Here is a 23,085-nt window from a genome sequence, read left to right as displayed (position 1 = left end):
ATAATTTTTTATTGTATAGAATATTATTTATAAATATACTTATAGAGGAAAATGATGGCTCGTATTGCAGGAATTAATATTCCTAATGATAAAAATATTGTCGTTGCATTACGTTTAATATATGGTATAGGTAAATCTTTATCTCGATCGATGTGTATTCGTTGTAAAATTGCAGAACATACACAAATGAGTGCATTAAATACTCAACAATTAGATTTATTACGAAGTATGATTTCTAAATTTATTACAGAAGGTGATTTACGTAGAGAAAGATCATTAAATATAAAAAGATTAATAGATATTGGTTGTTATCGTGGTTTTCGTCATCGTAGAGGATTACCAGTACGAGGACAAAGAACAAAAACGAATGCTAGAACCAGAAAAGGTCCTCGCAAAGCAATAAAAAAATAATATGAGGGAACATAGGTTGTATGGGAAAACAAATAATAAGAAATAATAAAAAACGTATAAAAAAGCAGATTTCTGATGGAATTGCATATATTCATGCATCTTTTAATAATACCATTGTTACAATTACAGATCGTCAAGGTAATGCTTTAGGATGGGCAACTGCTGGAGGTTCAGGATTTCGAGGTTCACGAAAATCAACTCCTTTTGCTGCTCAGGTTGCTGTAGAACGATGTGTAGATTTAATTAAAGATTATGGAATAAAAAATTTAGAAGTAATGATAAAAGGACCAGGACCTGGAAGAGAATCTACAATACGTGCTTTAAATACTGCTGGATTTAAAATTACAAATATTACTGATATGACTCCTATTCCACATAATGGATGTCGTCCACCTAAAAAACGTAGAATTTAATTATAGAGATGATGAGAGAATGCAATGGCAAAATATTTAAAACCAAAATTAAAATTAAGTCGTAGAGAAGGTATTGATTTATTTTTAAAATCAGGTTTACGTTCTATTGAAGACAAATGTAAAATTAAACAATTACCTGGACAACAAGGAAAAAGAAGATCTAGATTGTCTGAATATGGTATACAGTTAAGAGAAAAACAAAAAGTTCGTCGTTTATATGGTATCTTAGAAAGACAATTTCATAATTATTATAAACGTTCTGCTAAATTAAAAGGAAATACTGGAGAAAATTTGTTAACATTATTAGAAATGAGACTAGACAATATAGTATATCGAATGGGTTTTGGTGCAACTCGTGCAGAAGCGAAACAATTAATTAATCATAAAATAATTATGGTAAATAATAAAATTGTTAATATTTCTTCTTATCAAGTTTCTCTTAATGATTGTATTTCAATACGAGAAAAATCACAAAAACAAATAAGAATTAAATTTTCATTGGAATTGTCAGAACAAAGAGAAAAACCAGATTGGATAGAAATCAATAAAAATAATTTTTCAGGTACATTGATTAGAGTTCCTGATCGTTCTGATTTCGCTTCGGATATTAATGAACACCTAATTATTGAACTTTATTCAAGATAAATTATAAATATAAAATAATTAGGGAGAGTTCCATGCACAATTTTATAACAGGTTTTTTAAAACCGAGTATAGTAAATATTGAAAAAATTAGCAATACTCATATGAAAGTCACCATGGAACCTTTAGAACGAGGGTTTGGTCATACCATTGGAAATGCATTACGTAGAGTTTTGCTTTCTTCTATTCCTGGATGTGCTATTACTGAAGTTAAAATTAAAGGTATTTTACATGAATATTGCGCTAAAGAAGGTGTACAAGAAGATATCTTAACAATATTGTTAAATTTAAAAGAGCTGGCAATTAAATTACAAGATAAAAATCAAGTTTTTTTACATATTAAAAAAACCGGGATTGGGATCGTTCGAGGATTAGATATTGTACATGATAATAGTGTTGAAATTCTTAATAAAAATAAAATCATATGTCATTTAACGGATGTTTCATCTTCTCTTGAAATGACTATGAAAGTTGAAAAAGGTGTTGGATATGTTTCAGCATCATCTAGAATAGCTTTGGACAATGTTGATAAAGAAGTTGGTTGTATATCATTAGATGCTTGTTATAGCCCGATAGAACGTATTGCATATGTAGTAGAATCTGCTCGAGTAAAACAAAAAACAAACTTAGATAAATTAATTATTGAAATGGAAACAAATGGTACTATTGACCCGGAAAATGCTATTCGGACAGCAGCAACCATTCTTTCAGAACAACTAAGTCCATTTGTTGATTTTAATAATATTGTTGAACCAGTAAAAGAAGAAGAAAAAAAACCAGAAATTGATCCTATTTTATTACGTTCGGTAGATGATTTAGAATTAACAGTAAGATCTGCAAATTGCTTAAAAGCAGAAACAATACATTATATTGGTGATTTAGTACAATGTACTGAAGTGGAATTATTAAAAACTCCAAATCTTGGGAAAAAATCTTTAACTGAAATTAAAGATATATTAGCTTCAAAAGGTTTATCTCTTGGAATGCGTTTGAAAAATTGGCCTCCTGAAAATATATCTGATCAATAGAAAAATATGTTAAGAGTAGAGTATATATGAGACATAAAAATAGAGGTCGTTATTTAAATCGTAATGGTAGTCATTTACAATCTATGTTTAGTAATATGGTGTGTTCTTTATTACAGTATGAAATTATTCAAACAACTGTACCAAAAGCGAAAGAATTACGTATGATTATTGAACCTTTAATTACAATTGCAAAAGTTAATACTGTAGCAAATAGAAGATTAGTATTTTCTCGTATTCGAGATAATAAATCTGTATTCAAGTTATTTAATGACATCAGTCCACATTTTTTAAATCGAAATGGGGGTTATACCCAAATTTTTAAATGTGGGTATAGAAATGGTGATAAAGCAAATATTGCATACATCCAATTGATTGATCGTTTGCAAAAAAAAAACAATAACAAAGAATAATTTTCACATATAACGGCATTTTATTGCCGTTTTATTTTTATATTAGTACTTGACCTAAAGTAAAAAATTTTTGTTTTGAATTAATAAATTCAGATATTGTATTAATTTTTTTCCCTGGAACTTGTATTTTTAGAATTTTTAAAATATTTTTTTGGGTTTGAATAAAAATTCCAGAAGAATTCATGATGATAATTTTTCCAATATTCCATTTGTTATCTGATTTTATTATTTTTGCTTTATGTATTTTAATTATTTGATTATTAATTTTTATGTATGTACCTGGCCAAGGATTTAATGCTTTAATCATTGTTATAATTTTTTGGGCACTCATAAAAAAATTTATTCTTCCCATACTTTTAGTAATTTTTTTTGCGTATGTTACTTGATATTTTTTTTGTTTAATATAGTAGTGGTTTTTTTTTTGAATTTTAATTAAAGTTTGTAATAGTGTTTTTATACCAAGAGCAGATAATTTTTCTGTCAAAACATTATTATTATCTTTAGGATGAATTTTATATAGCATTTTATATAATATATTTCCAGAATCAATATCTTGATTCATTTGTATAGCTGTAATTCCAGTGGTATTTTCATTTTTTATGAGTGTCCATTGTATGGGAGCAGGTCCTCTGAATTTTGGTAATAATGAGCCATGTATATTAATACAGCCTAAGGGAAATCGATTTAATAAAAAACTAGGTAAAATCATTCCATATGCAACAACAACCATAATTTCTGCAGATTGAGGAAATATTTTGTTTATTTCTTCTTGATTTTTTAAATTGTGTATTTGTATTATAGGAATATTATATTGTTGAGCTATTTTTTTTACAGGAGATAATATTATTTTTTTATTTCTATAATTAGGACGGTCTGGTTGCGTTAGTACTGTTAGTATGTTGTGGTGCGAAGAAAGTAATTGTTTTAAATGATAAGCTGCAAAATTTGGTGTACCTGCAAAAATTATTTTTAATGGTTTATTATATTTATGAATATTATGATTACTTTTTTTGGATATTTGTAAAATACTATGATTAGTAGTCAAGTAATAATTTTCCTATTAAGTGGTCCATTTCGTGTTGTATACAAATTGATAATAATGAATTGGTTTTAATATTTATATGTTCTCCATAATAATTTATGGCATTAATTTCTATATTTTTTGACCTAATAATTACTTTTTTTTTGCCAGGTATTGATAAACATTTTTCTTCCATATGAATATATTCAGATGCAAATATTTTTTTTGGATTAATGAGTACTATAGGTTTTTTTTTATTATTTTTCATAATGTCAATTACTATAATTTGTAAATTAATATTTACTTGTGGTGCAGCTAGTCCAATACCTTCATTGTGGTACATTGTGTAAAACATATTATTAATAATATTTTGAATTTTTTTGTTTATATTTTTTACTGGTTGAGCAATTTTTTTTAACCTTTTATCAGGATATTTGAGTATTTTTAATAATTTCATATTATTAGAAAAATGAATTTATTCAAATGATAATAAATTATATATTGAAATTTAATATTTTATATTTTATCATTTAGTATTATATTATAGATATAATATTATTTTATATTTGTATAAAGAATTATAATATAGTATATTTATATATGAAGAATATTTCTTTTTTAGATGCATTAAATATTTTAAAAAAAAATAGGATTTTTGCATATCCTACAGAATCTGTATTTGGGTTAGGTTGTAATCCTGATAATGAGCAAGTATTAGTAGATTTACTATTACTAAAAAAAAGATCTATTAATAAAGGTTTAATTTTAATTGCTTCAAATTATAAACAATTATTACCATATATTAATATAAATTTATTATCACAAAAACAAAAAAAAAAAATATTATCATTATGGCCTGGCTTTATTACCTTTTTAATACCATGCAGTACAAATATTTCAAGGTTAATAACTGGTGGATCAAAATTTGTTGCCGTTAGAGTGACAGAACACCCTGTAGTAAGAAAAATATGCAATATATTTGGTAAACCAATAGTATCTACTAGTGCAAATATTTCTGGTATGCCAGCATCTCGAACCACTTTAGAAATATTAAACTATTTTGGTAAAAGAATACCAATTTTGTCAGGTTCTTTAGGTAGTTATGCACATTCTTCTAAAATTTTTAATATTATCACTGGAGAATATATTCGTAATGTTTAAAAGTAATACACCTTATTTACTATTTGGTAATCCTATACACCAATCTAAGTCTCCGATAATTTATCAATTATTTTCTAAAGATACAAACATTCATTTAAAATATGATACTTATTGTATTAAATCTGATGATAGTTTTTCGAAAATTATTATAGATTTTTTTAATCATCAAGGTAAAGGCGCAAATATTACAGTACCTTTTAAAGAACAAGCTTATTTTTTACCTAACATTTTGACAGAAAGAGCTAAAATATCTCACTCTATTAATGTTTTAAAGAAATTACATGATAATAAAATATTAGGAGATAATACTGATGGTGTTGGTTGTTTATATGATTTAAAAAGATTAAATTTTATTCATACAGAAAATAAAATTTTATTAATTGGAGCTGGGGGAGCAGCTAGAGGAATTATACCAAGTTTGTTATCCTTACCGTGTTCTATAGATATTGTTAATAGAACTTTTGAAAGAGCAAAAAAATTAGAAAATTTATTCAAAAATATTGGTAATATTCGTGCTATTGATGTTTCTTCTTTGAAAAAATTAAATTATCATTTAGTTATTAATGCTACTTCGTTTGAAAAAAATGAAAATTTTGATTTTTTTCTTTCTAATATTATTTTATATCCTGCACGTACTTTTTTTTATGACATATGTTATTGTGATAATATAACACCTTTTTTATTTTGGTGTAAGAATAATGGAGCGATATATTATTCTGATGGTATTGGTATGTTAGTTAGTCAAGCAGCATATTCTTTTTATTTATGGAATAATATTTTTCCTAAAGTAGATAAAATTATTCAGATTTTAAATAAAAAGAAAAAATATCTTTGATATCTAATAAAATTATAAAAAATTATAAAAAACTATTGACTATTTTCAAATATTCTGTAAGAATAGTAAATTTAACGAATAAAATATTTTAATATTTCATATCTATTATATTTGTTTTTTAGTCCCCTTCGTCTAGCGGTCCAGGACATCGCCCTTTCACGGCGGCAACAGGGGTTCAATTCCCCTAGGGGACAAAAATTAAAAATAAAAAATGTGTATGCAAAAATAAAATATTGTGTTATTATATGTATGAGTCTTATATTTTATTTTGATATAAAAATAAAATATAAGATTTAATCTGCTCTTTAAAAATATAAAATTAATAAAAAACAATTATCGAATTGTAAAGTCAAGCAAATAAGCGTATATGGTGGATGCCTTGGCAATCAGAAGCGATGAAGGACGTGCTAATCTGCGAAAAGTGTCGGTAAGTTGATAAGAAACGTTATATCCGACAATGTCCGAATGGGGAAACCCGGCAATTTATGCCATTATCAGTTCAATTCATAGACTGATAAAGCTAACCAAGAGAACTGAAACATCTAAGTATCTTGAGGAAAAGAAATCAATTGAGATTCCCAAAGTAGTGGCGAACGAAATGGGAAAAGCCTAGAGTTATAATCTTTATAATTTTTAATAGAATACTTTGGAAAAAGTAGCGAAACATGGTGATAGCCCAGTATATGAAAAAAATTATATTAGTGGACTCAAAAAGTAGAACGGGACACGAGAAATCTTGTTTGAAGATGGGGGGACCATCCTCCAAGGCTAAATACTCCTGATTGACCGATAGTGAACTAGTACCGTAAGGGAAAGGTGAAAAGAACCCCGGTTAGGGGAGTGAAATAGATCCTGAAACCGTATACGTACAAGCAGTAGAAGCCTATTTTATCAGGTGACTGCGTACCTTTTGTATAATGGGTCAGCGACTTGTACTTTGTAGCAAGGTTAACTATTTTATTAAGGGAGCCGTAGGGAAACCGAGTCTTAAATGGGCGATAAGTTGCAAGGTACAGACCCGAAACCCGGTGATCTAGCCACGGGCAGGTTGAAGGTCGGGTAAAACCGACTGGAGGACCGAACCGACTGATGTTGAAAAATCAGCGGATGACCTATGGTTAGGGGTGAAAGGCCAATCAAACCGGGAGATAGCTGGTTCTCCTCGAAAGCTATTTAGGTAGCGCCTCGTGAATTCATCTTTGGGGGTAGAGCACTGTTTTGGTTAGGGGGCCATACCGGCTTACCAAGCCAATACAAACTCCGAATACCAAAGAATGTTATCACGGGAGACACACAGCGGGTGCTAACGTTCGTTGTGGAAAGGGAAACAACCCAGATCACCAGCTAAGGTCCCAAAATTATAGTTAAGTGGGAAACGATGTGGGAAGTCATAGACAACTAGGATGTTGGCTTAGAAGCAGCCATCATTTAAAGAAAGCGTAATAGCTCACTAGTCAAGTCGGCCTGCGCGGAAGATGTAACGGGGCTAAAACTATATACCGAAGCTGTGACAATAAAAAATTTTTATTGGGTAGAGGAGCGTTCTGTAAGCCTGTGAAGAAATACTGTAAAGTGTTTTGGAGGTATCAGAAGTGCGAATGCTGACATGAGTAACGATAAAGCAGGTGAAAAACCTGCTCGCCGAAAAACCAAGGTTTCCTGTCCAACGTTAATCGGGGCAGGGTAAGCCGACCCCTAAGGTGAGGCCGAAGGGCGTAATCGATGGGAAACAGGTTAATATTCCTGTGCTTAATTTTACTGCGAAGGGGGGACGAAGTAGGTTAGATTATCCAGGTTTCGGATATTCCTGGTTTAAGCGTGTAGATAGAATGACTAGGCAAATCCGGTTATTTGTTTAATTTGAGGCGTGATGACGAGTTACTACGGTAATGAAGTAATTAATACCACACTTCCAAGAAAATCCTCTAAGCTAAAGTAAACATTAAATCGTACCCAAAACCGACACAGGTGGTTAAGTAGAGAATACTAAGGCGCTTGAGAGAACCCAGGTGAAGGAACTAGGCAAAATGGTGCCGTAACTTCGGGAGAAGGCACGCTGATTGTAGGTGAAAAGATTTTACTCTTGGAGCCGAATTCAGTCGAAGATACCAGATGGCTGCAACTGTTTATTAAAAACACAGCACTGTGCAAACACGAAAGTGGAAGTATACGGTGTGACGCCTGCCCGGTGCCGGAAGGTTAATTGAGAAAGTTAAAGGTAAACTTGAAGCTTTTGATCGAAGCCCCGGTAAACGGCGGCCGTAACTATAACGGTCCTAAGGTAGCGAAATTCCTTGTCGGGTAAGTTCCGACCTGCACGAATGGCGTAATGATGGCCATACTGTCTCCACCTGGGACTCAGTGAAATTGAAATCGCTGTGAAGATGCAGTGTACCCGCGGCAAGACGGAAAGACCCCGTGAACCTTTACTATAGCTTGACATTGATTATTGATTACTGATGTGTAGGATAGGTGGGAGACAAAGAAATTAAATCGCTAGGTTTAATAGAGTCAACCTTGAAATACCACCCTTTAATATTTAGTATTCTAACCTAATACCGTTATCCGGTATAGAGACAGTGTCTGGTGGGTAGTTTGACTGGGGCGGTCTCCTCCTAAAGAGTAACGGAGGAGCACAAAGATTGGCTAATCACGGTCGGAAATCGTGAGTTTAGTGTAAAGGCATAAGCCAGTTTAACTGCGAGCGTGATAATGCGAGCAGATGCGAAAGCAGGTCTTAGTGATCCGGTGGTTCTGTATGGAAGGGCCATCGCTCAACAAATAAAAGGTACTCCGGGGATAACAGGCTAATACCGCCCAAGAGTTCATATCGACGGCGGTGTTTGGCACCTCGATGTCGGCTCATCACATCCTGGGGCTGAAGCAGGTCCCAAGGGTATGGCTGTTCGCCATTTAAAGTGGTACGCGAGCTGGGTTTAGAACGTCGTGAGACAGTTCGGTCCCTATCTGCCGTGGGCGTAGGAAGATTGAGAGGATCTACTTCTAGTACGAGAGGACCGAAGTGGACGCATCACTGGTGTTCGGGTTGTCATGCCAATGGCATTGCCCGGTAGCTACATGCGGAAAAGATAAGCGCTGAAAGCATCTAAGCACGAAACTTGCCTCAAGATTAGTCTTCCCTGAAACTATTTATAGTTTACTGAAGGGACGTTGTAGACTACAACGTTGATAGGCTGGGTGTGTAAGCATAGTGATATGTTGAGCTAACCAGTACTAATGACCCAAGAGGCTTGACTTTACAAACTGATAGTTGTTTTTTATTAATTTTATATTTTATAAAGAATTATTACAGAATAAATTATTTATCCTGGTAACTATAGTGTAATGGAACCACCTGATCCCATTCCGAACTCAGAAGTGAAATATTATAACGCCGATGGTAGTACAAGGTCTCCTTGTGTGAGAGTAGGAAATTGCCAGGATAAAAATTTATACGAATTCTATTCTTTTTAATATTAAAAGTATATTGATAAAAATTTTTTACTGAAAATAAATTTTTATAATATTTTTTTTAATATCGGAAAAATTTGTTTACTTATTATTTTGTCATTTACTATATAATGGTATTAATAAATTTCTACATTGAATTTTTAATTTTTTAAAAATCATTTGAAGTTATTTTTTGTAGTTACATTGTACTAGTCTTTTTTGTAAAAGCACGGTATTTATTGTTTTTAATCAATATTTTGGTAAGGTAATTTAGATGTCCAAGATTAAAGGTAATGTAAAATGGTTTAATGAATCTAAAGGTTTTGGATTTATTACTCCTGAAGATGGTAGTAAAGATGTTTTTGTACATTTTTCTGCTATCCAAAGTAACGGATTTAAGACATTGTCAGAAGGACAAAGTGTTGAATTTGAAATTACTGAAGGCGCAAAAGGACCTTCAGCAGCGAATGTAGTGAGCTTATAAAGTACCTATCAAAACTATAACTGATATTTAAATTCTATAAAATATATTCGCCACAGTGCAAATATTTTATTATATTTCTGTGGTGAAATGTAAAGATTTTTTGTATTACATTTTGCATAAAAATCTTAATGTATAACATATTCAAACTGTTAATCTGTTTAGAGAAAATAATGCTGAGTATTTTTAATACTTTAACAAAAAAAAAAGAAATTTTTTTTTCAATTTTTGAAAAAAAAGTGAATATTTATGTTTGTGGAGTGACAGTATATGATTATTGTCATATAGGTCACGCTCGTACTTTTTTAGTATTTGACATGATAGTACGATATTTAATACATAAGAAATATCATGTAAATTATGTTCGTAACATTACTGATATTGATGATAAAATTATTCATCGTTCGAAAAAAAATAATGAAAATTTTCAAGATTTGTCAAATCGAATGATTGATTTTATGAATCAAGATTTTGAAAAATTGGGATTATTATCTCCAAATTTTCAACCTCGTGTTACAGAAAACATAGGTGTAATTACTTTTTTTATAAAAAATTTATTAGATAATCACCATGCATATTTTGCAAATAATGGGGATATTTTATTTTCTGTTGATAGTTATAAACATTATGGCGAATTATCTAAACAGATATTAAATAAATTAAAAAATAATAAAGATTCTTTAAAAGAAAGATATAAAAAATTTACCAATGATTTTGTACTATGGAAAAATGTGGATAAATATGATCTTCCAAATTGGAAAACTGTTTGGGGATTTGGTCGTCCTGGGTGGCATATAGAATGTTCTGCGATTAATCATCATTTTTTTCATGAAAATCTTGATATTCATGGTGGTGGATCGGATTTATTATTTCCTCATCACGAAAATGAAAGAGCACAATCTTCTTGTTTTTATAATAAGAAAAATTATGGTAATTATTGGATACATGTGGGTTCATTGTTGTTTCAGAATCACAAAATGTCGAAATCTTTAAAGAATACTATTTTTTTAAAAGATTTATTGAGTAAATATGATGCAGAAGTAATACGTTATTTTTTTTTATCTACACATTATCGAAAACCAATTCATTATAGTGAAGAAAATTTAAAAAAATCTATTTTTTCTTTAAAAAAATTATATTTGATATTAAAAAAATTAGATATTTCACATAATATAACTGCAATAACACCTTCTATAGAAGATAGAAAATTTTGTTTAGATTTTTATCGTGCTATGAATAATGATTTTAATACACCACATGCTATATCTATTTTATTTAAAATGTTAAAAAAAATTAATCTTTTACTTAAAGAAAAAAATAAAATAAGTGCTATATGTTTTTCATATCGATTAAGATATTTAGGAAATATTCTCGGATTATTAAAGAAAGATCCTATTATATTTCTAAAAAATTTATAATTTTTAGTAAAAAAAGTATACATGTAAATAAATACTTTATGTATTAATGTTATTTTTTTATAAAATATTATATCAAATATTTTCATCATATGTATACTTTTTTTTATATCCTGCTACTGTATTTTGTAATAATGTTGCAACGGTCATAGGACCTACTCCTCCTGGAACAGGAGTAATGTATGATACATGTGAATATACTGATTCAAAGTCTACATCTCCAACAATTGTATTTGTTTTTTCTATTCTGTTAATCCCTACATCAACAATAATGGTTCCTTTTTTAATATTTTTATTATGTAAAAAATTTGCTTTTCCAATTGCGATAATAATTAAATCTGCGTTTTGTAGGTGTTGTTTTAAATTTTTAGTAAATCTGTGAACAATGGTCGTCGTACATCCAGATAGTAATAATTCTAATGCCATGGGTCTTCCAACAATATTCGATGCTCCTATTACAGTTGCATTTAGTCCTTGTATTGAAAGATGATATTCTTTGAATAGAGTCATAATTCCTTTTGGAGTACAAGGTCTTAATTTAGGTTTTTTTTGACATAAACATCCAATGTTGTATGGGTGAAATCCATCTACATCTTTTTTAGGGTGAATAGATTCTATAACTTTTTGAGTGTTGATATGACTTGGAAGTGGTAATTGTATTAAAATTCCGTCTATTTTTTCTTCATTATTTAATTTTTTAATTAAAATTAGTATATCTTGTTCTTTTATGGAACTTTTTAATTTCCATTCTTCTGTATAAAATCCTACTGCATTACAAGCAATAGTTTTTTTTTTTATGTATATTTTAGATGATATATTATTATTAATCCAAATTACTGCTAATCCTGGAGGTCGTTTTCGAAAACGATTTTCATACTTTACCTCTTTTTTAATTTTTTGGATAATTTTTTTTGAAATTTTGTTTCCATCAAGAATTTTTGATAACATATGTTTAATATTTTATTAGAAAGTAGATTTTAATATCATTATATAGTATAATCTAAAATAATGATATTACATATATTAAGAATAATTGCGCTCTTAGCTCAGTTGGATAGAGCAACGGCCTTCTAAGCCGTAGGTCATAGGTTCGAATCCTATAGAGCGTAAAAATTATTGTCCCTAACATTTATATAATATAAATTATAATAAATATTAGGAACATCATTTAATGCATTTTGGATGTAATTATTTTTTTTATTTTTTTATATATTATTTCATTGGTATTAGTTCCATTAATTGGATAATACTTAATAATTTTATTTTGTATTTTCTTTTTATAAAAATTCATAATAACATTTTTTATTTTTTTATATTCTAATATTTTTCTATGAACTCTTTTAAGATTTTTATTTTTTTCGATTCTTAATTGTTTTTCATTAAATTGATTCATTTTTTTTCCATAAGACACATGATTTTTTATATTATTGTTTTGGTAATTATGGTGTTGCGTGTTATTCATGATCATATTGCGTTCATAAATAAATTTATTTGGTAATTTTAGTTCAATAATATAATTGATTTTGATATTCTTACTTTCCATTTCCTGTGCCTGTAAAATTGTTTTTGGAAAATTATTTAAAATGAATCTTTCAAAACAATTATTTTTTTTCAATATTTTTGCAATTAAATGAATGATTATTGGATCTTTGATTAAAGAATTATATTCTGTATTGTTCATTATTAGTTTTTTGTCTTTTTGGGTATTTAAAACAGTGTTTTGAAAGATTTCAGGAATAGAAATATATTTAATATGATATTCTTTTTCCATCATTTTTTGATATTTTCTTTTTCCTGATCCATTAGGATCTAAAAATATCATTTTCATAATCATATTGTTATCAAAGTAATTTTATTGATGCATGAATATTTGATTAATATTTTTAATAAAAATATTTGGATTGTCTAAAGACCCTTTTTCGGCCAATAATGACTGATCAAATAATATTTTAATCCATGTGTTAATATTTTTATCGTTTTGATTACTAATAATTTTTGTAATTAATGGGTGCATTGGATTAATTTCTAAAATATATTGTAACGGTGGTATTTTTTTTCCTGCAGCTAAAAATAATTTAGACATTTGAGTACTCATTGCATCTTTTTCTGTAATTAATGCACATGGAGTATCAATTAATTTATTACTATATTGTACTGATTTGATTTCATTTTTTAATACTATTCTAATTTTTTTTAAAAATTCTTGCATTTCTTCTGTAATATTTTCTTTCTTATATGATGTATTAAATGTTTTTTCAAAATCATCGTCTATTTTATTAATTGATTGAAATTTTATTTCTTTAAATTCAGTTAAGTAATTCATCATCCAGTCGTCTATTTTATCATATAATAATAATACATTAATATTATTTTTACGATAGATACCTAAGTGTGGGCTAGTATTAGCAGTATGATAATTTTCTGCAGTCAGAAAATAGATTTTTGTTTGATTTTTTGACATATTATTAACATATTCTTGTAAAGATAATTCTTGTTCTTTTCCATTAGATTGAATGGAAGAAAATCTTAATAACTCTGCAATTTGATTTTTATTTTCTATATCTTCAGCAATTCCTTCTTTAAATATTAATCCAAATTCTTTCCAGAAAATTTTATATTTTTCTTTTTTTTCTACAGATAAATTTTTAATTAGTGTTAATATTCTTTTTGTAAGAGATTTTTTTAATATTTTAGTAACATTATTTTCTTGTAAAATTTCTCTAGAAATATTAATAGGTAAATTATTAGTATCAATAATTCCTTTTATAAATCTTAAGTAATTTGGTAAAAATTGATTTGCATCATCCATAATATAAGTTTTTTTAATATATAGTTTTAATCCGTTTTTTATACTATCAAAATTCCAAATATTCCAATCTGATTTTTTTGGAATATATAATAAACTAATATATTCTTGTGTACCTTCTACTTTATTATGAATCCAGGATAACGGTTCATCATTACTTTTAGAAAGATTTTTATAAAAATCTTGATACTCATTATCAGTAATTTCTGATTTTGGGATTCTCCATAATGCTTTTGCTTTGTTAATTTGTTTCCAAAAAAATACTTTATTTTTTTCATCATATTCTTGTATTTCTATAGGTATAGAAATATGATCTGAATATTTACAGACTATATTTTTAATTTTCCAATTTTCGAGAAAATCAATTTCTGTATTTTTGAGATATAATTCAATATCTGTTCCGAAATCTTTTTTATTAGTTTTTTTAATAGTATATTCGCCTTTTCCATCTGATTCCCATAAAATACTATTATTTGGTTCTAATTCTGTGTGGTGTCTAGTTTTTACAATAACTTTTTCGGAAACGATAAATGAAGAATAAAAACCGACTCCAAATTTTCCAATTAATTCGTTATTTTTCAATTTTTTGGAATTGATAGAATGTAAAAATTTTTTTGTTCCTGAATTTGCTATGGTGCCTAAATTTTGAATAATTTCATCTTTTGTCATACCAATACCATTATCTGAAATCATTAATGTATTGGATTGTTTATTAATAGAAATACGAATTTTCATTTTCATATTTTGTATTGTATTATTTTTTTGTGATAATAATTGAAATCTTATTTTTTCAATAGCATCAGAAGCATTTGAGATGAGTTCTCTGATAAAAATTTCTTTATTGGAATATAAAGAGTGGATCATTAAATCCAATATTTGTTTTGTTTCAGACTGAAATTGATATTTTTCTTTTTTTGGAATATTCATTATTTTCCTTAATTAAGATTTTATACTATCATGGATAATATTATATTTATTATTTTATATTTTATATCATGGAAGTAATTTCATCAGGTAGTGATACTTCTGGAGATATAGAAGACATTTTATTTTTTTTTTCTTCAGTAATTCTTCTATGAGCATCATTAAATGCTGCTGTAGTTAAATCTTCGATCATTTCTTTATCTTTATTATTTAATAAACTATTATCAAATTCTATTTTTATACAATGATATTTACCATTCATAGTAACTTTTACTAATCCTGCGCCTGCTTCTCCTATTTTTGTCATATGAGCAATTTCTTTCTTAATATTTGAAATTTTTTCTTGTATTTTTTTTGCTTCTTGCATTAGATGATTCATGTTGTTTTTATTAAACATAGTATTTCCTTTTTTTAAAATAAATTATCACATTGGATTTAAAATATATTACTAGTATAATATATTATTTTAATATATTTAATTCATTAGAATAAAATTTTAATACATTTATATTGCATTTAGAAAATTGAGTAAAGTGATTTCTACACCTATTTTAACATTTGGAGAAAAAGATAATTCTTTTCTACCTGTGATAATTATTTTATAATAATTTTTTAATTCTTTATAATTTAATAATTTTGCCATTTGAAAAATTTTTTTTTTATATTGAGAATGAATACTATTATTAGTATAATGCATATTTTTTATGATAATAATATTATGTAGTATATTTAATATACCTATTAATATTTGATCTAAGTCTATATTAGATTCATAAACAATTTTTAATAAATTGAATAATTTAGTATTTTTTTTTTTTAATATAGTTGTAAAAATTTCTAGTATTTGTTCTTTATCTAGTATACCAAACATTTTTATGATAGATATTTTTGTAATATTATTATAATTGATTAAAATAGCTTGTTCTATTATATTTAATGCATCTCTGATACTGCCTTTAGCATTTTCAGCAATGATTTCTAATGCCTCTTTTTCGAAATTTATATTTTCTTTTATTAAAATATTTATAAGGTGATTTTTTATTTTTTTGATATTAATTGGTTTTAAATGAAAATACATACATCGAGATAAAATAGTTTCTGGTATTTTATTTATTTCTGTAGTAATTAAAATAAATTTTGCATATTTTGGCGGTTCTTCGAGATTTTTAAGTAATGCGTTAAAACTGTGTTTAGAAAGCATATGGACTTCGTCAATTAAATATATTTTATATTTTCCTTTAATTGGTAGGTACTGAATTGTTTCTAATAATTCTTTAATATCTTCTACTCTTGTTTTTGATGCTGCATCGATTTCTATAATATCAGGAAAAGTTTTTTTTTCAATATCTTGGCAATTTGAACATATATTACAAGAATATGAGTCTATTCTATTTGTACAATTTAAAGTTTTAGATAATAAGCGAGCGATAGTTGTTTTTCCTATCCCTCTTGTACCAGATAATATCCATGCTTGATGTATTTTATTATATTGAAAGCCATGTAATATTGCTGTAATAATATCTTGGTGACCAATTATTTCTTTAAAAGATTTTGGTCTCCATTTATTTGCTAAAATTTGATAGTTCATATATTATAATTTGTAAAAATATTTATAGTTATAGAATATGATAGAAATATTTGTTATTTACAATATAGTATATTATATTTAAAAAATGCTTGTAATTATTTTGTTTTTAGTGCATTATTATATTGTTACTTATCGCTTCAATAGAAATGCTTTATTAGTTCTGATACTATAAAAATTTAATTAATTGGTCAGGTCTGGAAAGAAGCAGCTAAATTAAATAGATATAGGTATCTATAGAGCTAATGAAGCATTTCACCATTTATGTTATATGATGCATATTATAATATAATCCTTTTTTTTGAATTAATTGTTTATGGTTTCCAACCTCAAGAATTTTCCCTTTTTTTAATACAAAAATTTTGTCAGATTTAATAATTGTAGACAGTCGATGTGCAATAATAATTAAAGTAGAGTATTTTTTAATCATTAATAGTGATTTTTGTATTAATTTCTCTGTTTCGGAATCTATATTTGCCGTTGCTTCATCAAGGATTAAAATTTTAGGTTTTAAAATTAAAATTCTAGCTATTGATAATAATTGTTTTTGTCCAACAGATAAATTATTTCCTTTTTCTCCTAATTTTTCATGTAATTGATTTGGTAAAGATTTTATAAAGTGATATAATTTTATACTTTTTAAGATTTCCCAAATTTTCTTTTCAGAAATTTTTCTTCCTAGTGTAATATTTGATAATATAGTTCCAGTGAATATTATTGGATCTTGTTGTACCATATATATTCCGTTTTTTATCACTGTATAACTTAAAGAATGAATTGGACGATTATCAATAAAGATATTTCCATTATTAATAGGGTAATAACCCATAATTAAGTTTATTAAAGTACTTTTTCCACTTCCTGTTTTTCCAACAATTGAGATAAAACTTTTAAATGGTATTGTAACATTAATATCACTCAATGTATGTTTGTGATTTTGAGAATATTTAAAATTTAAGTTTTTAATTATAATATTTCCTGTTTGTAATGGGAAACAATCTTTTCCATATTGTTGTTTTTGAGCATCAATAATTTTAAATATTCTTTCTCCTGCAACTACGGCTTGTTGTAATAGGGCTTGTTGTGTTGTTATAGTGATTAGGGGTTCATTTAGTCTTCCTAAATAACTAATAAATGCATATAGCGTTCCAATAGCAACAGATTCAAGAGGAGATAATGTAAATAAAATCATGAGTCCACATAATACTAATGAAGAAAAAAAACTAATTAATGGTCTCAGTAAAAATCCATCTAATTTCAATGATTGTATTTTTTTTGAATAATGTAATATACTAGTTTTTTTAATAGAGTTTTTAAATCGATGTGTTTGTGAAAATTGTTGAATAGTTAACATTCCATTAATCACTTCATTGAATTCGTGATTAATTTTTGCTAAATATGACCTGACTTTTCTTAAAATTGGGGTACTATAATATTGGTAAACAAACATTACTATTATAACCAATGGAAACAATATTGTAGAAATAATTGCCATTTTCCATTGTAAAATAAACATAGTAATTAACATAATGATAATTAATGAGCTACTTTTAAAAATAGTAGTGAGTACAGTATCATATAATTCTTTTATTACTTCTGTGTCATTAGTAATAGTAGATACAATCTTTCCTATTGGTTGTGTATTGAAAAAATGCAGTGGTTGTAATAATGCTGCAGACATTACTTGGAACCTTAATTTTTCAATAATTTGAATAGCTGTTCTACTAAATAAAACCATTTGGAAATAATTTAAAATTACTGAAATACTTTGTAATGTTATGTATAATGAAGCAATTATAAATATTATTTTTTTATTTAGTATATGTTTTGTTAAAACAGTATTAATAAAATAACTAATTAATACTGGTCCTAAAATTTCAGATAATGATGCTATAAATAGTATTGAAAATGCTAAGATAATTGTTTTTTTCCAAAAAAGCCCATATTTTAATAAACGTTTAAGTGTTGGCCAACCTTGTATGAAATTAGCCATATCTTTCCTTTTTAGATAATATATAAAAATTGATTATATAATTTTATGTATTTTTTGATGGTAATATATTTTACTATACCAATTTTTATGTCTTATTAATTGATGGTGTTGACCATGTTGTTCTATTGTTTTTTGATTTATGATAAATATATAATCTGTTTTTTTTAAGATAAAAGTTTCATGTGAAACTATAATAATAGTGTGAAGATTTTTTTTCCACAATTTTATATTATTTAAAATAACACGTTGTGTTGTTCGATCAATAGCAGATAATGCATCATCCAAGATTAAAATTTCTGCATTAATTAATAACGCTCTTGCAATAGCAATTCTTTGTTTTTGTCCTCCTGATAAAACAATACCATTTTCTCCTAATTTTGTTTGATATCCATTCGGGAAATGCATGATTTCATTATGTATGCCAGCTAGTTTTGCAGCATATTCTATATCTTCTTGAGAAGATAATATATTTCCTAAAGAAATATTATTTTTGATAGTATCTGAAAATAAAAATACTGATTGATTTACAACAGCTATTTTTTTTCTCCAATGTGTGATTTTAAAACTTGAAATCGGATTATTATTATAGAAAATATTTCCTTGATTAATATTAAAGTTTCTTTGTATTAAATTTAATAGGGTACTTTTTCCGCTTCCAGTTGGTCCACAAATTCCAATAATTTTTTTAGCAGGGATATTAATAAAAATATTTTTTATAATACTTTTTGTTGAATTAGGATAATGAAATTGTAGAATTTTAATTTTGATGTTTCCTAGTTTTTCTACAAGGTTATTTTCTCCATTTTGAATAAAATCATTGGTATTAATGATTTTTTTTATTCTATTCCAAGCTGCACTACCTCTTTCTACTATATTAAACATCCATGCTAGTGCTAACATTGGCCAAATCATTAATCCTAAATACATAATAAAACTTGTTAATTTTCCAATGGTAATTGTATTATTCCAAACTAAATAACTACCAACAGAAATTGCTAATAAATTTGATAACATAATTGCAAAATAAATTATTGGATCAAATTTAGCATCAATTTTAGCGACTTTAATATTTTGTTTACTAGTATCAGCTGCTATATTTTCAAATTTCCTCATTTCATATTGTTCTAAACCAAAACCTTTAATCATATAAATATTTGTTAAACTTTCTTGGGTTTGATTATTTAAATCAGAAAATTTCTTTTGTGCTTTTTGAAAAGAAAAATATAGTTTTTTCCCATATTGTGTTATCACAATTGCCATGATTGGCATAGGTATTAAAGAAATCACTGTTAATTTCCAATTAATTTGTACAATCATGATCACTAATACTGAACAACCTGTGATAATTGAATCTATAAGTGTTAGTACACCTTCTCCAGCTGCAAAAACGACTTTGTCAACATCGTTTGTTGCTCTTGCCATTAAATCTCCAGTTCTATATTTAATATAGAATGTTATGTTTTTTTTACTTAAAAAATTGTATAATTTAATTCTTAATTGTACAGCTAATTTATATGCTGCCCCAAATAATAATACTCTCCATGAATATCTTAAGAAATATACTATTATAGATGTTAAAAAAATGAGCCCAATCCAGTAAAATAATTGAGTTTCATATTTTTTTTTTATTATAATGGTATCTATTAAGATACCAACTATTTTTGGTGGTAGAAGTTGTAATATTGCTATTATAATTAATAGTATTATAGATCCTAAGTAACGTTTCCATTCTTTTATAAAATACCAACTAATTTGATTAAATAATTGCACGTTACAATCCTATTGATTCAATATCATATGTTGTGATTTTATATATTGTATTTTAAATCTGAAATATATGTTATAAAAAATTAATTCTGCAACAGATCAATGATTTCACATAATAATTTTGTTAATATATTATTTGTAATACATGATTAATGAAGATATATCAATATAATATATTATTTTTAATACTTAATGAATAAGTACATGTATTTTAATAATATCATAATATTAGATTATTTCTAAAATATTATTTTAGTAATTATTGTGAATAATATACTTTATATAATAAATGGTGGATTTTTTAAAGATATTTTTAATACTTCTTCTATTGTTTTAATTGGGTAAATTATTAAATTTGAAAGAATTTTTTTAGGTATTTTATCTAAATAGAATTTATTATGATATGGAATAATAATATTTTTTATTTTTCCTCTATATGCTGCTAATATTTTTTCTTTTAATCCTCCGATACTGATTACATTACCATTTAGTGTAATTTCTCCTGTCATGGCAAGATTTTTTCGAATAGGATTTTTTGTTATTGTTGATATTATAGCAGTACATATTGCAATTCCTGCACTTGGTCCATCTTTTGGTATTGCCCCTTCTGGAATATGTACATGTATATCATATTTATTATAAAAATCTGTTTTGATGCCTAATTTAATGGATTGTTTTTTAACTACTGTAAATGCTGTTTGAATCGATTCTTGCATTACTTTTCCTAAATGTCCTGTATAACTTAATTTTCCCTGTCCAATTATACAAGCAGTTTCAATAGTTAATAGCTCTCCTCCATATTCTGTCCAAGCTAATCCAGTTACTTCACCAATAACATTTTTTTTATGTATTTTTTCATAGTTAAATTTTTTTTCCCCTAAATATTCTTTTAAATTACTATTTTTAATGCTAATATGTTTAATAGATTTTTTAGTTAATAAATTTCGAACAACTTTTCTACATATTTTTGCAATTTCTCTTTCTACATTTCTCACTCCGGCTTCTTTAGTGTAGTGATATATAATGTTTTTTACAGTTTTATTACAAATTTTTATTTCATTGGTTTTTAAACCATGTTTTTGTATTTGTTTTGGTATTAAATGTTGTGTAGCTATATGAAATTTTTCTTCTTCTGTATAACTAGAAATATAAATAATTTCCATTCTGTCTAATAATGGAGTTGGAATATTTGTAGTATTTGCTGTTACAACAAATATAACTTTTGAAAGATCGTAATCCAATTCTAAGTAATGATCATGAAAATTTGTATTTTGTTCTGGATCTAATACTTCCAATAGCGCTGAAGTAGGATCTGTATGTATATCATTAGTTATCTTATCAATTTCATCTAGTAAAAATAGAGGATTGTTAACTCCAGTACTTACTATATTTTGTATGATTTTCCCTGGTAAAGCTCCAATATAAGTTCTTCTATGCCCTCTAATTTCAGACTCGTCTTTTAAACCTCCCAATGCAATTTTAGTATATTTTCTTCCAATAGATTTCGCAATAGATTTTCCAAGTGAAGTTTTTCCTACTCCTGGAGGTCCTACTAAACATAGAATGGGACCGTTATTTTTATTTGTACGAAATTGTACAGATAAGTATTCTAGTATTCTATCTTTAATTTTTTTTAATCCAAAATGTTCTTTATTAAGTATGTTTTCAGCTTTTTTAATATCTTTTTTCAGTTTGCTTTTTTTATACCACGGTATTTTAATAATCCAATCTAAATATCCTCTTACTACAGTTGCTTCTGCAGATATTGCAGGCATCATTTTTAATTTTTGTAATTCGGATAAGAATTTTTTTTTTACTATTTTTGGGATTTTTAAGTTTTGTATTTTATCTAACAAAATTTCGCATTCATCTACTAAATCTTCTTTTCCTAGTTCCTTTTGAATTTCTTTTATTTGTTCGTTAAGGTAATATTCTCTTTGAGTTTTTTCTATATTTTTTTGTATTCTGTATTTAATATTTTTTTCAATTTTAAATAAATCGATTTCTGTGTTCATTGTAATAATGAGGTATTCTAACCTTTCATTAACATTAAGCATCTCTAATATTTTTTGTTTTTCATCTATTTGTAACGATATATATGATGCTATAATATTAGATAATTGTGAATCATTAACCACGTCTTTTAAAAACAATAGAATTTTTTTTGAATTTGTAGTACTGTAAGTGAGATATTTTTTAAATTTTTCAATAGCTATTTTTCTGAATACCTGTAGTTCTTTATTATTTGTTTGATAAGAATTTATTTTTTCTATGTTTGCAAAAACAGCATCATTTTTGTTATATAGAGAATGTATTTTACCTCTTTGAATACCTTTAACGAGTATTTTTAAAGTATTATCGGGTAATGTAAATATTTCTAAAATATTAGATATTGTACCAATAGAAAATAATTCTTCACGAGTAGGTTCTTCTATTTTAGGTATTTTTTGTGTAATTAATAAAATTTTTTTGTTTTTTTGCATAGCTTCATGAATACATTGGATAGATTTTTTTCTTCCTACAAATAATGGAATAATGGTATCTGGATATATAACTATATCCCGTAATGGTAGTATAGGAATTTTAATATATTTGGAACATTTAGAATCCATAAAGTTCTCTTATTATATACTTGTGATCAAGCTTAATGAATCATTTTTTAGAAGAATAAGTAATTTTATTAAGAATATGCAATTGATATTTATATTTTTCATTTTTTATATTAATATAATTTTACATGTTA

At 26.5% G+C, this 23,085-nt stretch carries 19 protein-coding genes, 2 tRNA genes, 2 rRNA genes and 1 other RNA gene; 14 read left to right on the top strand and 10 right to left on the bottom strand.

Going from position 1 to position 23,085, the window contains the following annotated elements; all coding sequences use genetic code 11:
- Positions 1-54: 54 nt before the first annotated feature.
- Genes rpsM through rplQ form a run of 5 tightly spaced genes read left to right on the top strand, consistent with a single transcriptional unit; the run spans position 55 to position 2,904 of the window.
- Entirely contained in the window at positions 55-411 is a 357-nt protein-coding gene (gene rpsM, locus AB4W53_RS01750; RefSeq protein ID WP_367671756.1) for a 30S ribosomal protein S13, read from the top strand.
- A gap of 20 nt (positions 412-431) precedes the next feature.
- The gene (rpsK, locus tag AB4W53_RS01745; protein ID WP_367671755.1) at positions 432-824 is read left to right on the top strand and encodes a 30S ribosomal protein S11; all 393 of its coding nucleotides are present in this window, start codon (positions 432-434) and stop codon (positions 822-824) included.
- Between the two features lie 24 nt (positions 825-848).
- Positions 849-1,469, top strand: a complete 621-nt coding sequence (gene rpsD, locus AB4W53_RS01740; protein WP_367671754.1) for a 30S ribosomal protein S4 — start codon at positions 849-851, stop codon at positions 1,467-1,469.
- Positions 1,470-1,501: 32 nt separating this feature from the next.
- Positions 1,502-2,494, top strand: a complete 993-nt coding sequence (gene rpoA, locus AB4W53_RS01735) for a DNA-directed RNA polymerase subunit alpha (RefSeq protein WP_367671752.1) — start codon at positions 1,502-1,504, stop codon at positions 2,492-2,494.
- 26 nt (positions 2,495-2,520) lie between these two features.
- Entirely contained in the window at positions 2,521-2,904 is a 384-nt protein-coding gene (rplQ, locus tag AB4W53_RS01730; protein WP_367671750.1) for a 50S ribosomal protein L17, read from the top strand.
- A 37-nt stretch (positions 2,905-2,941) separates the two neighbouring features.
- Here rplQ and fmt read toward each other — a convergent pair whose 3' ends face one another.
- Positions 2,942-3,949, bottom strand: coding sequence for a methionyl-tRNA formyltransferase (gene fmt / locus AB4W53_RS01725; protein WP_367671749.1), 1,008 nt, complete (start codon positions 3,947-3,949; stop codon positions 2,942-2,944).
- Entirely contained in the window at positions 3,939-4,382 is a 444-nt protein-coding gene (def, locus tag AB4W53_RS01720) for a peptide deformylase (protein ID WP_367671748.1), read from the bottom strand. Before def ends, fmt begins: the two co-directional genes overlap by 11 nt.
- A gap of 143 nt (positions 4,383-4,525) precedes the next feature.
- Here def and AB4W53_RS01715 point away from each other — a divergent pair, with 143 nt between their 5' ends.
- From AB4W53_RS01715 to cysS, 7 genes are all read left to right on the top strand, one after another.
- Positions 4,526-5,086 carry a Sua5/YciO/YrdC/YwlC family protein gene (locus AB4W53_RS01715; RefSeq protein WP_367671747.1) on the top strand — a complete coding sequence of 187 codons (561 nt, stop codon included), beginning with the start codon at positions 4,526-4,528 and terminating at the stop codon, positions 5,084-5,086.
- Positions 5,079-5,921 carry a shikimate dehydrogenase gene (gene aroE / locus AB4W53_RS01710; protein ID WP_367671745.1) on the top strand — a complete coding sequence of 281 codons (843 nt, stop codon included), beginning with the start codon at positions 5,079-5,081 and terminating at the stop codon, positions 5,919-5,921. The genes AB4W53_RS01715 and aroE overlap by 8 nt, the downstream gene beginning before the upstream one ends.
- Before the next feature lie 121 nt (positions 5,922-6,042).
- Positions 6,043-6,115: transfer RNA gene (locus AB4W53_RS01705), tRNA-Glu, on the top strand.
- Between the two features lie 153 nt (positions 6,116-6,268).
- A 23S ribosomal RNA gene (locus tag AB4W53_RS01700) occupies positions 6,269-9,180 on the top strand.
- A 68-nt stretch (positions 9,181-9,248) separates the two neighbouring features.
- Positions 9,249-9,364 (top strand): 5S ribosomal RNA (rrf, locus tag AB4W53_RS01695).
- Between the two features lie 281 nt (positions 9,365-9,645).
- Positions 9,646-9,855 carry a transcription antiterminator/RNA stability regulator CspE gene (gene cspE / locus AB4W53_RS01690; protein WP_158349571.1) on the top strand — a complete coding sequence of 70 codons (210 nt, stop codon included), beginning with the start codon at positions 9,646-9,648 and terminating at the stop codon, positions 9,853-9,855.
- Between the two features lie 170 nt (positions 9,856-10,025).
- Positions 10,026-11,270: a cysteine--tRNA ligase gene (gene cysS, locus AB4W53_RS01685; protein WP_367671743.1), complete on the top strand. Its 1,245-nt coding sequence runs from the start codon at positions 10,026-10,028 to the stop codon at positions 11,268-11,270.
- Between the two features lie 72 nt (positions 11,271-11,342).
- On the opposite strand, the gene folD is transcribed toward cysS, so the two are convergent.
- Complete coding sequence (gene folD, locus AB4W53_RS01680; protein WP_367671742.1) at positions 11,343-12,215, bottom strand: bifunctional methylenetetrahydrofolate dehydrogenase/methenyltetrahydrofolate cyclohydrolase FolD; 873 nt, start codon at positions 12,213-12,215, stop codon at positions 11,343-11,345.
- Positions 12,216-12,302: 87 nt separating this feature from the next.
- Here folD and AB4W53_RS01675 point away from each other — a divergent pair.
- A tRNA-Arg gene (locus AB4W53_RS01675) sits at positions 12,303-12,376 on the top strand.
- A 59-nt stretch (positions 12,377-12,435) separates the two neighbouring features.
- On the opposite strand, the gene AB4W53_RS01670 is transcribed toward AB4W53_RS01675, so the two are convergent.
- The 4 genes from AB4W53_RS01670 to dnaX all read right to left on the bottom strand — a co-directional run bounded on the left by AB4W53_RS01670 (position 12,436) and on the right by dnaX (position 16,585).
- Positions 12,436-13,095, bottom strand: a complete 660-nt coding sequence (locus AB4W53_RS01670; RefSeq protein ID WP_367671741.1) for a nucleoside monophosphate kinase — start codon at positions 13,093-13,095, stop codon at positions 12,436-12,438.
- A gap of 24 nt (positions 13,096-13,119) precedes the next feature.
- The gene (htpG, locus tag AB4W53_RS01665; RefSeq protein ID WP_367671739.1) at positions 13,120-15,000 is read right to left on the bottom strand and encodes a molecular chaperone HtpG; all 1,881 of its coding nucleotides are present in this window, start codon (positions 14,998-15,000) and stop codon (positions 13,120-13,122) included.
- Between the two features lie 61 nt (positions 15,001-15,061).
- Positions 15,062-15,394 carry a YbaB/EbfC family nucleoid-associated protein gene (locus AB4W53_RS01660; RefSeq protein WP_367671737.1) on the bottom strand — a complete coding sequence of 111 codons (333 nt, stop codon included), beginning with the start codon at positions 15,392-15,394 and terminating at the stop codon, positions 15,062-15,064.
- 108 nt (positions 15,395-15,502) lie between these two features.
- The gene (dnaX, locus tag AB4W53_RS01655) at positions 15,503-16,585 is read right to left on the bottom strand and encodes a DNA polymerase III subunit gamma/tau (RefSeq protein ID WP_367671735.1); all 1,083 of its coding nucleotides are present in this window, start codon (positions 16,583-16,585) and stop codon (positions 15,503-15,505) included.
- Positions 16,586-16,737: 152 nt separating this feature from the next.
- Between dnaX and ffs the strand changes: the two genes are divergently transcribed.
- Positions 16,738-16,833: signal recognition particle sRNA small type (ffs, locus tag AB4W53_RS01650), an RNA gene on the top strand.
- A gap of 11 nt (positions 16,834-16,844) precedes the next feature.
- Here ffs and AB4W53_RS01645 read toward each other — a convergent pair.
- The 3 genes from AB4W53_RS01645 to lon all read right to left on the bottom strand — a co-directional run bounded on the left by AB4W53_RS01645 (position 16,845) and on the right by lon (position 22,954).
- Positions 16,845-18,575, bottom strand: coding sequence for a SmdB family multidrug efflux ABC transporter permease/ATP-binding protein (locus AB4W53_RS01645; protein WP_367671733.1), 1,731 nt, complete (start codon positions 18,573-18,575; stop codon positions 16,845-16,847).
- Between the two features lie 33 nt (positions 18,576-18,608).
- Positions 18,609-20,345 carry an ABC transporter transmembrane domain-containing protein gene (locus AB4W53_RS01640; protein WP_367671732.1) on the bottom strand — a complete coding sequence of 579 codons (1,737 nt, stop codon included), beginning with the start codon at positions 20,343-20,345 and terminating at the stop codon, positions 18,609-18,611.
- A gap of 275 nt (positions 20,346-20,620) precedes the next feature.
- The gene (gene lon / locus AB4W53_RS01635) at positions 20,621-22,954 is read right to left on the bottom strand and encodes an endopeptidase La (RefSeq protein ID WP_367671731.1); all 2,334 of its coding nucleotides are present in this window, start codon (positions 22,952-22,954) and stop codon (positions 20,621-20,623) included.
- Positions 22,955-23,085: the final 131 nt, after the last annotated feature.

Source organism: Buchnera aphidicola (Myzocallis carpini) (assembly GCF_964059025.1).
In the GTDB taxonomy this organism is placed as follows: Bacteria; Pseudomonadota; Gammaproteobacteria; order Enterobacterales; family Enterobacteriaceae; genus Buchnera_L; species Buchnera_L aphidicola_AK.
This window is presented reverse-complemented; position numbering and strand designations above follow the sequence as displayed.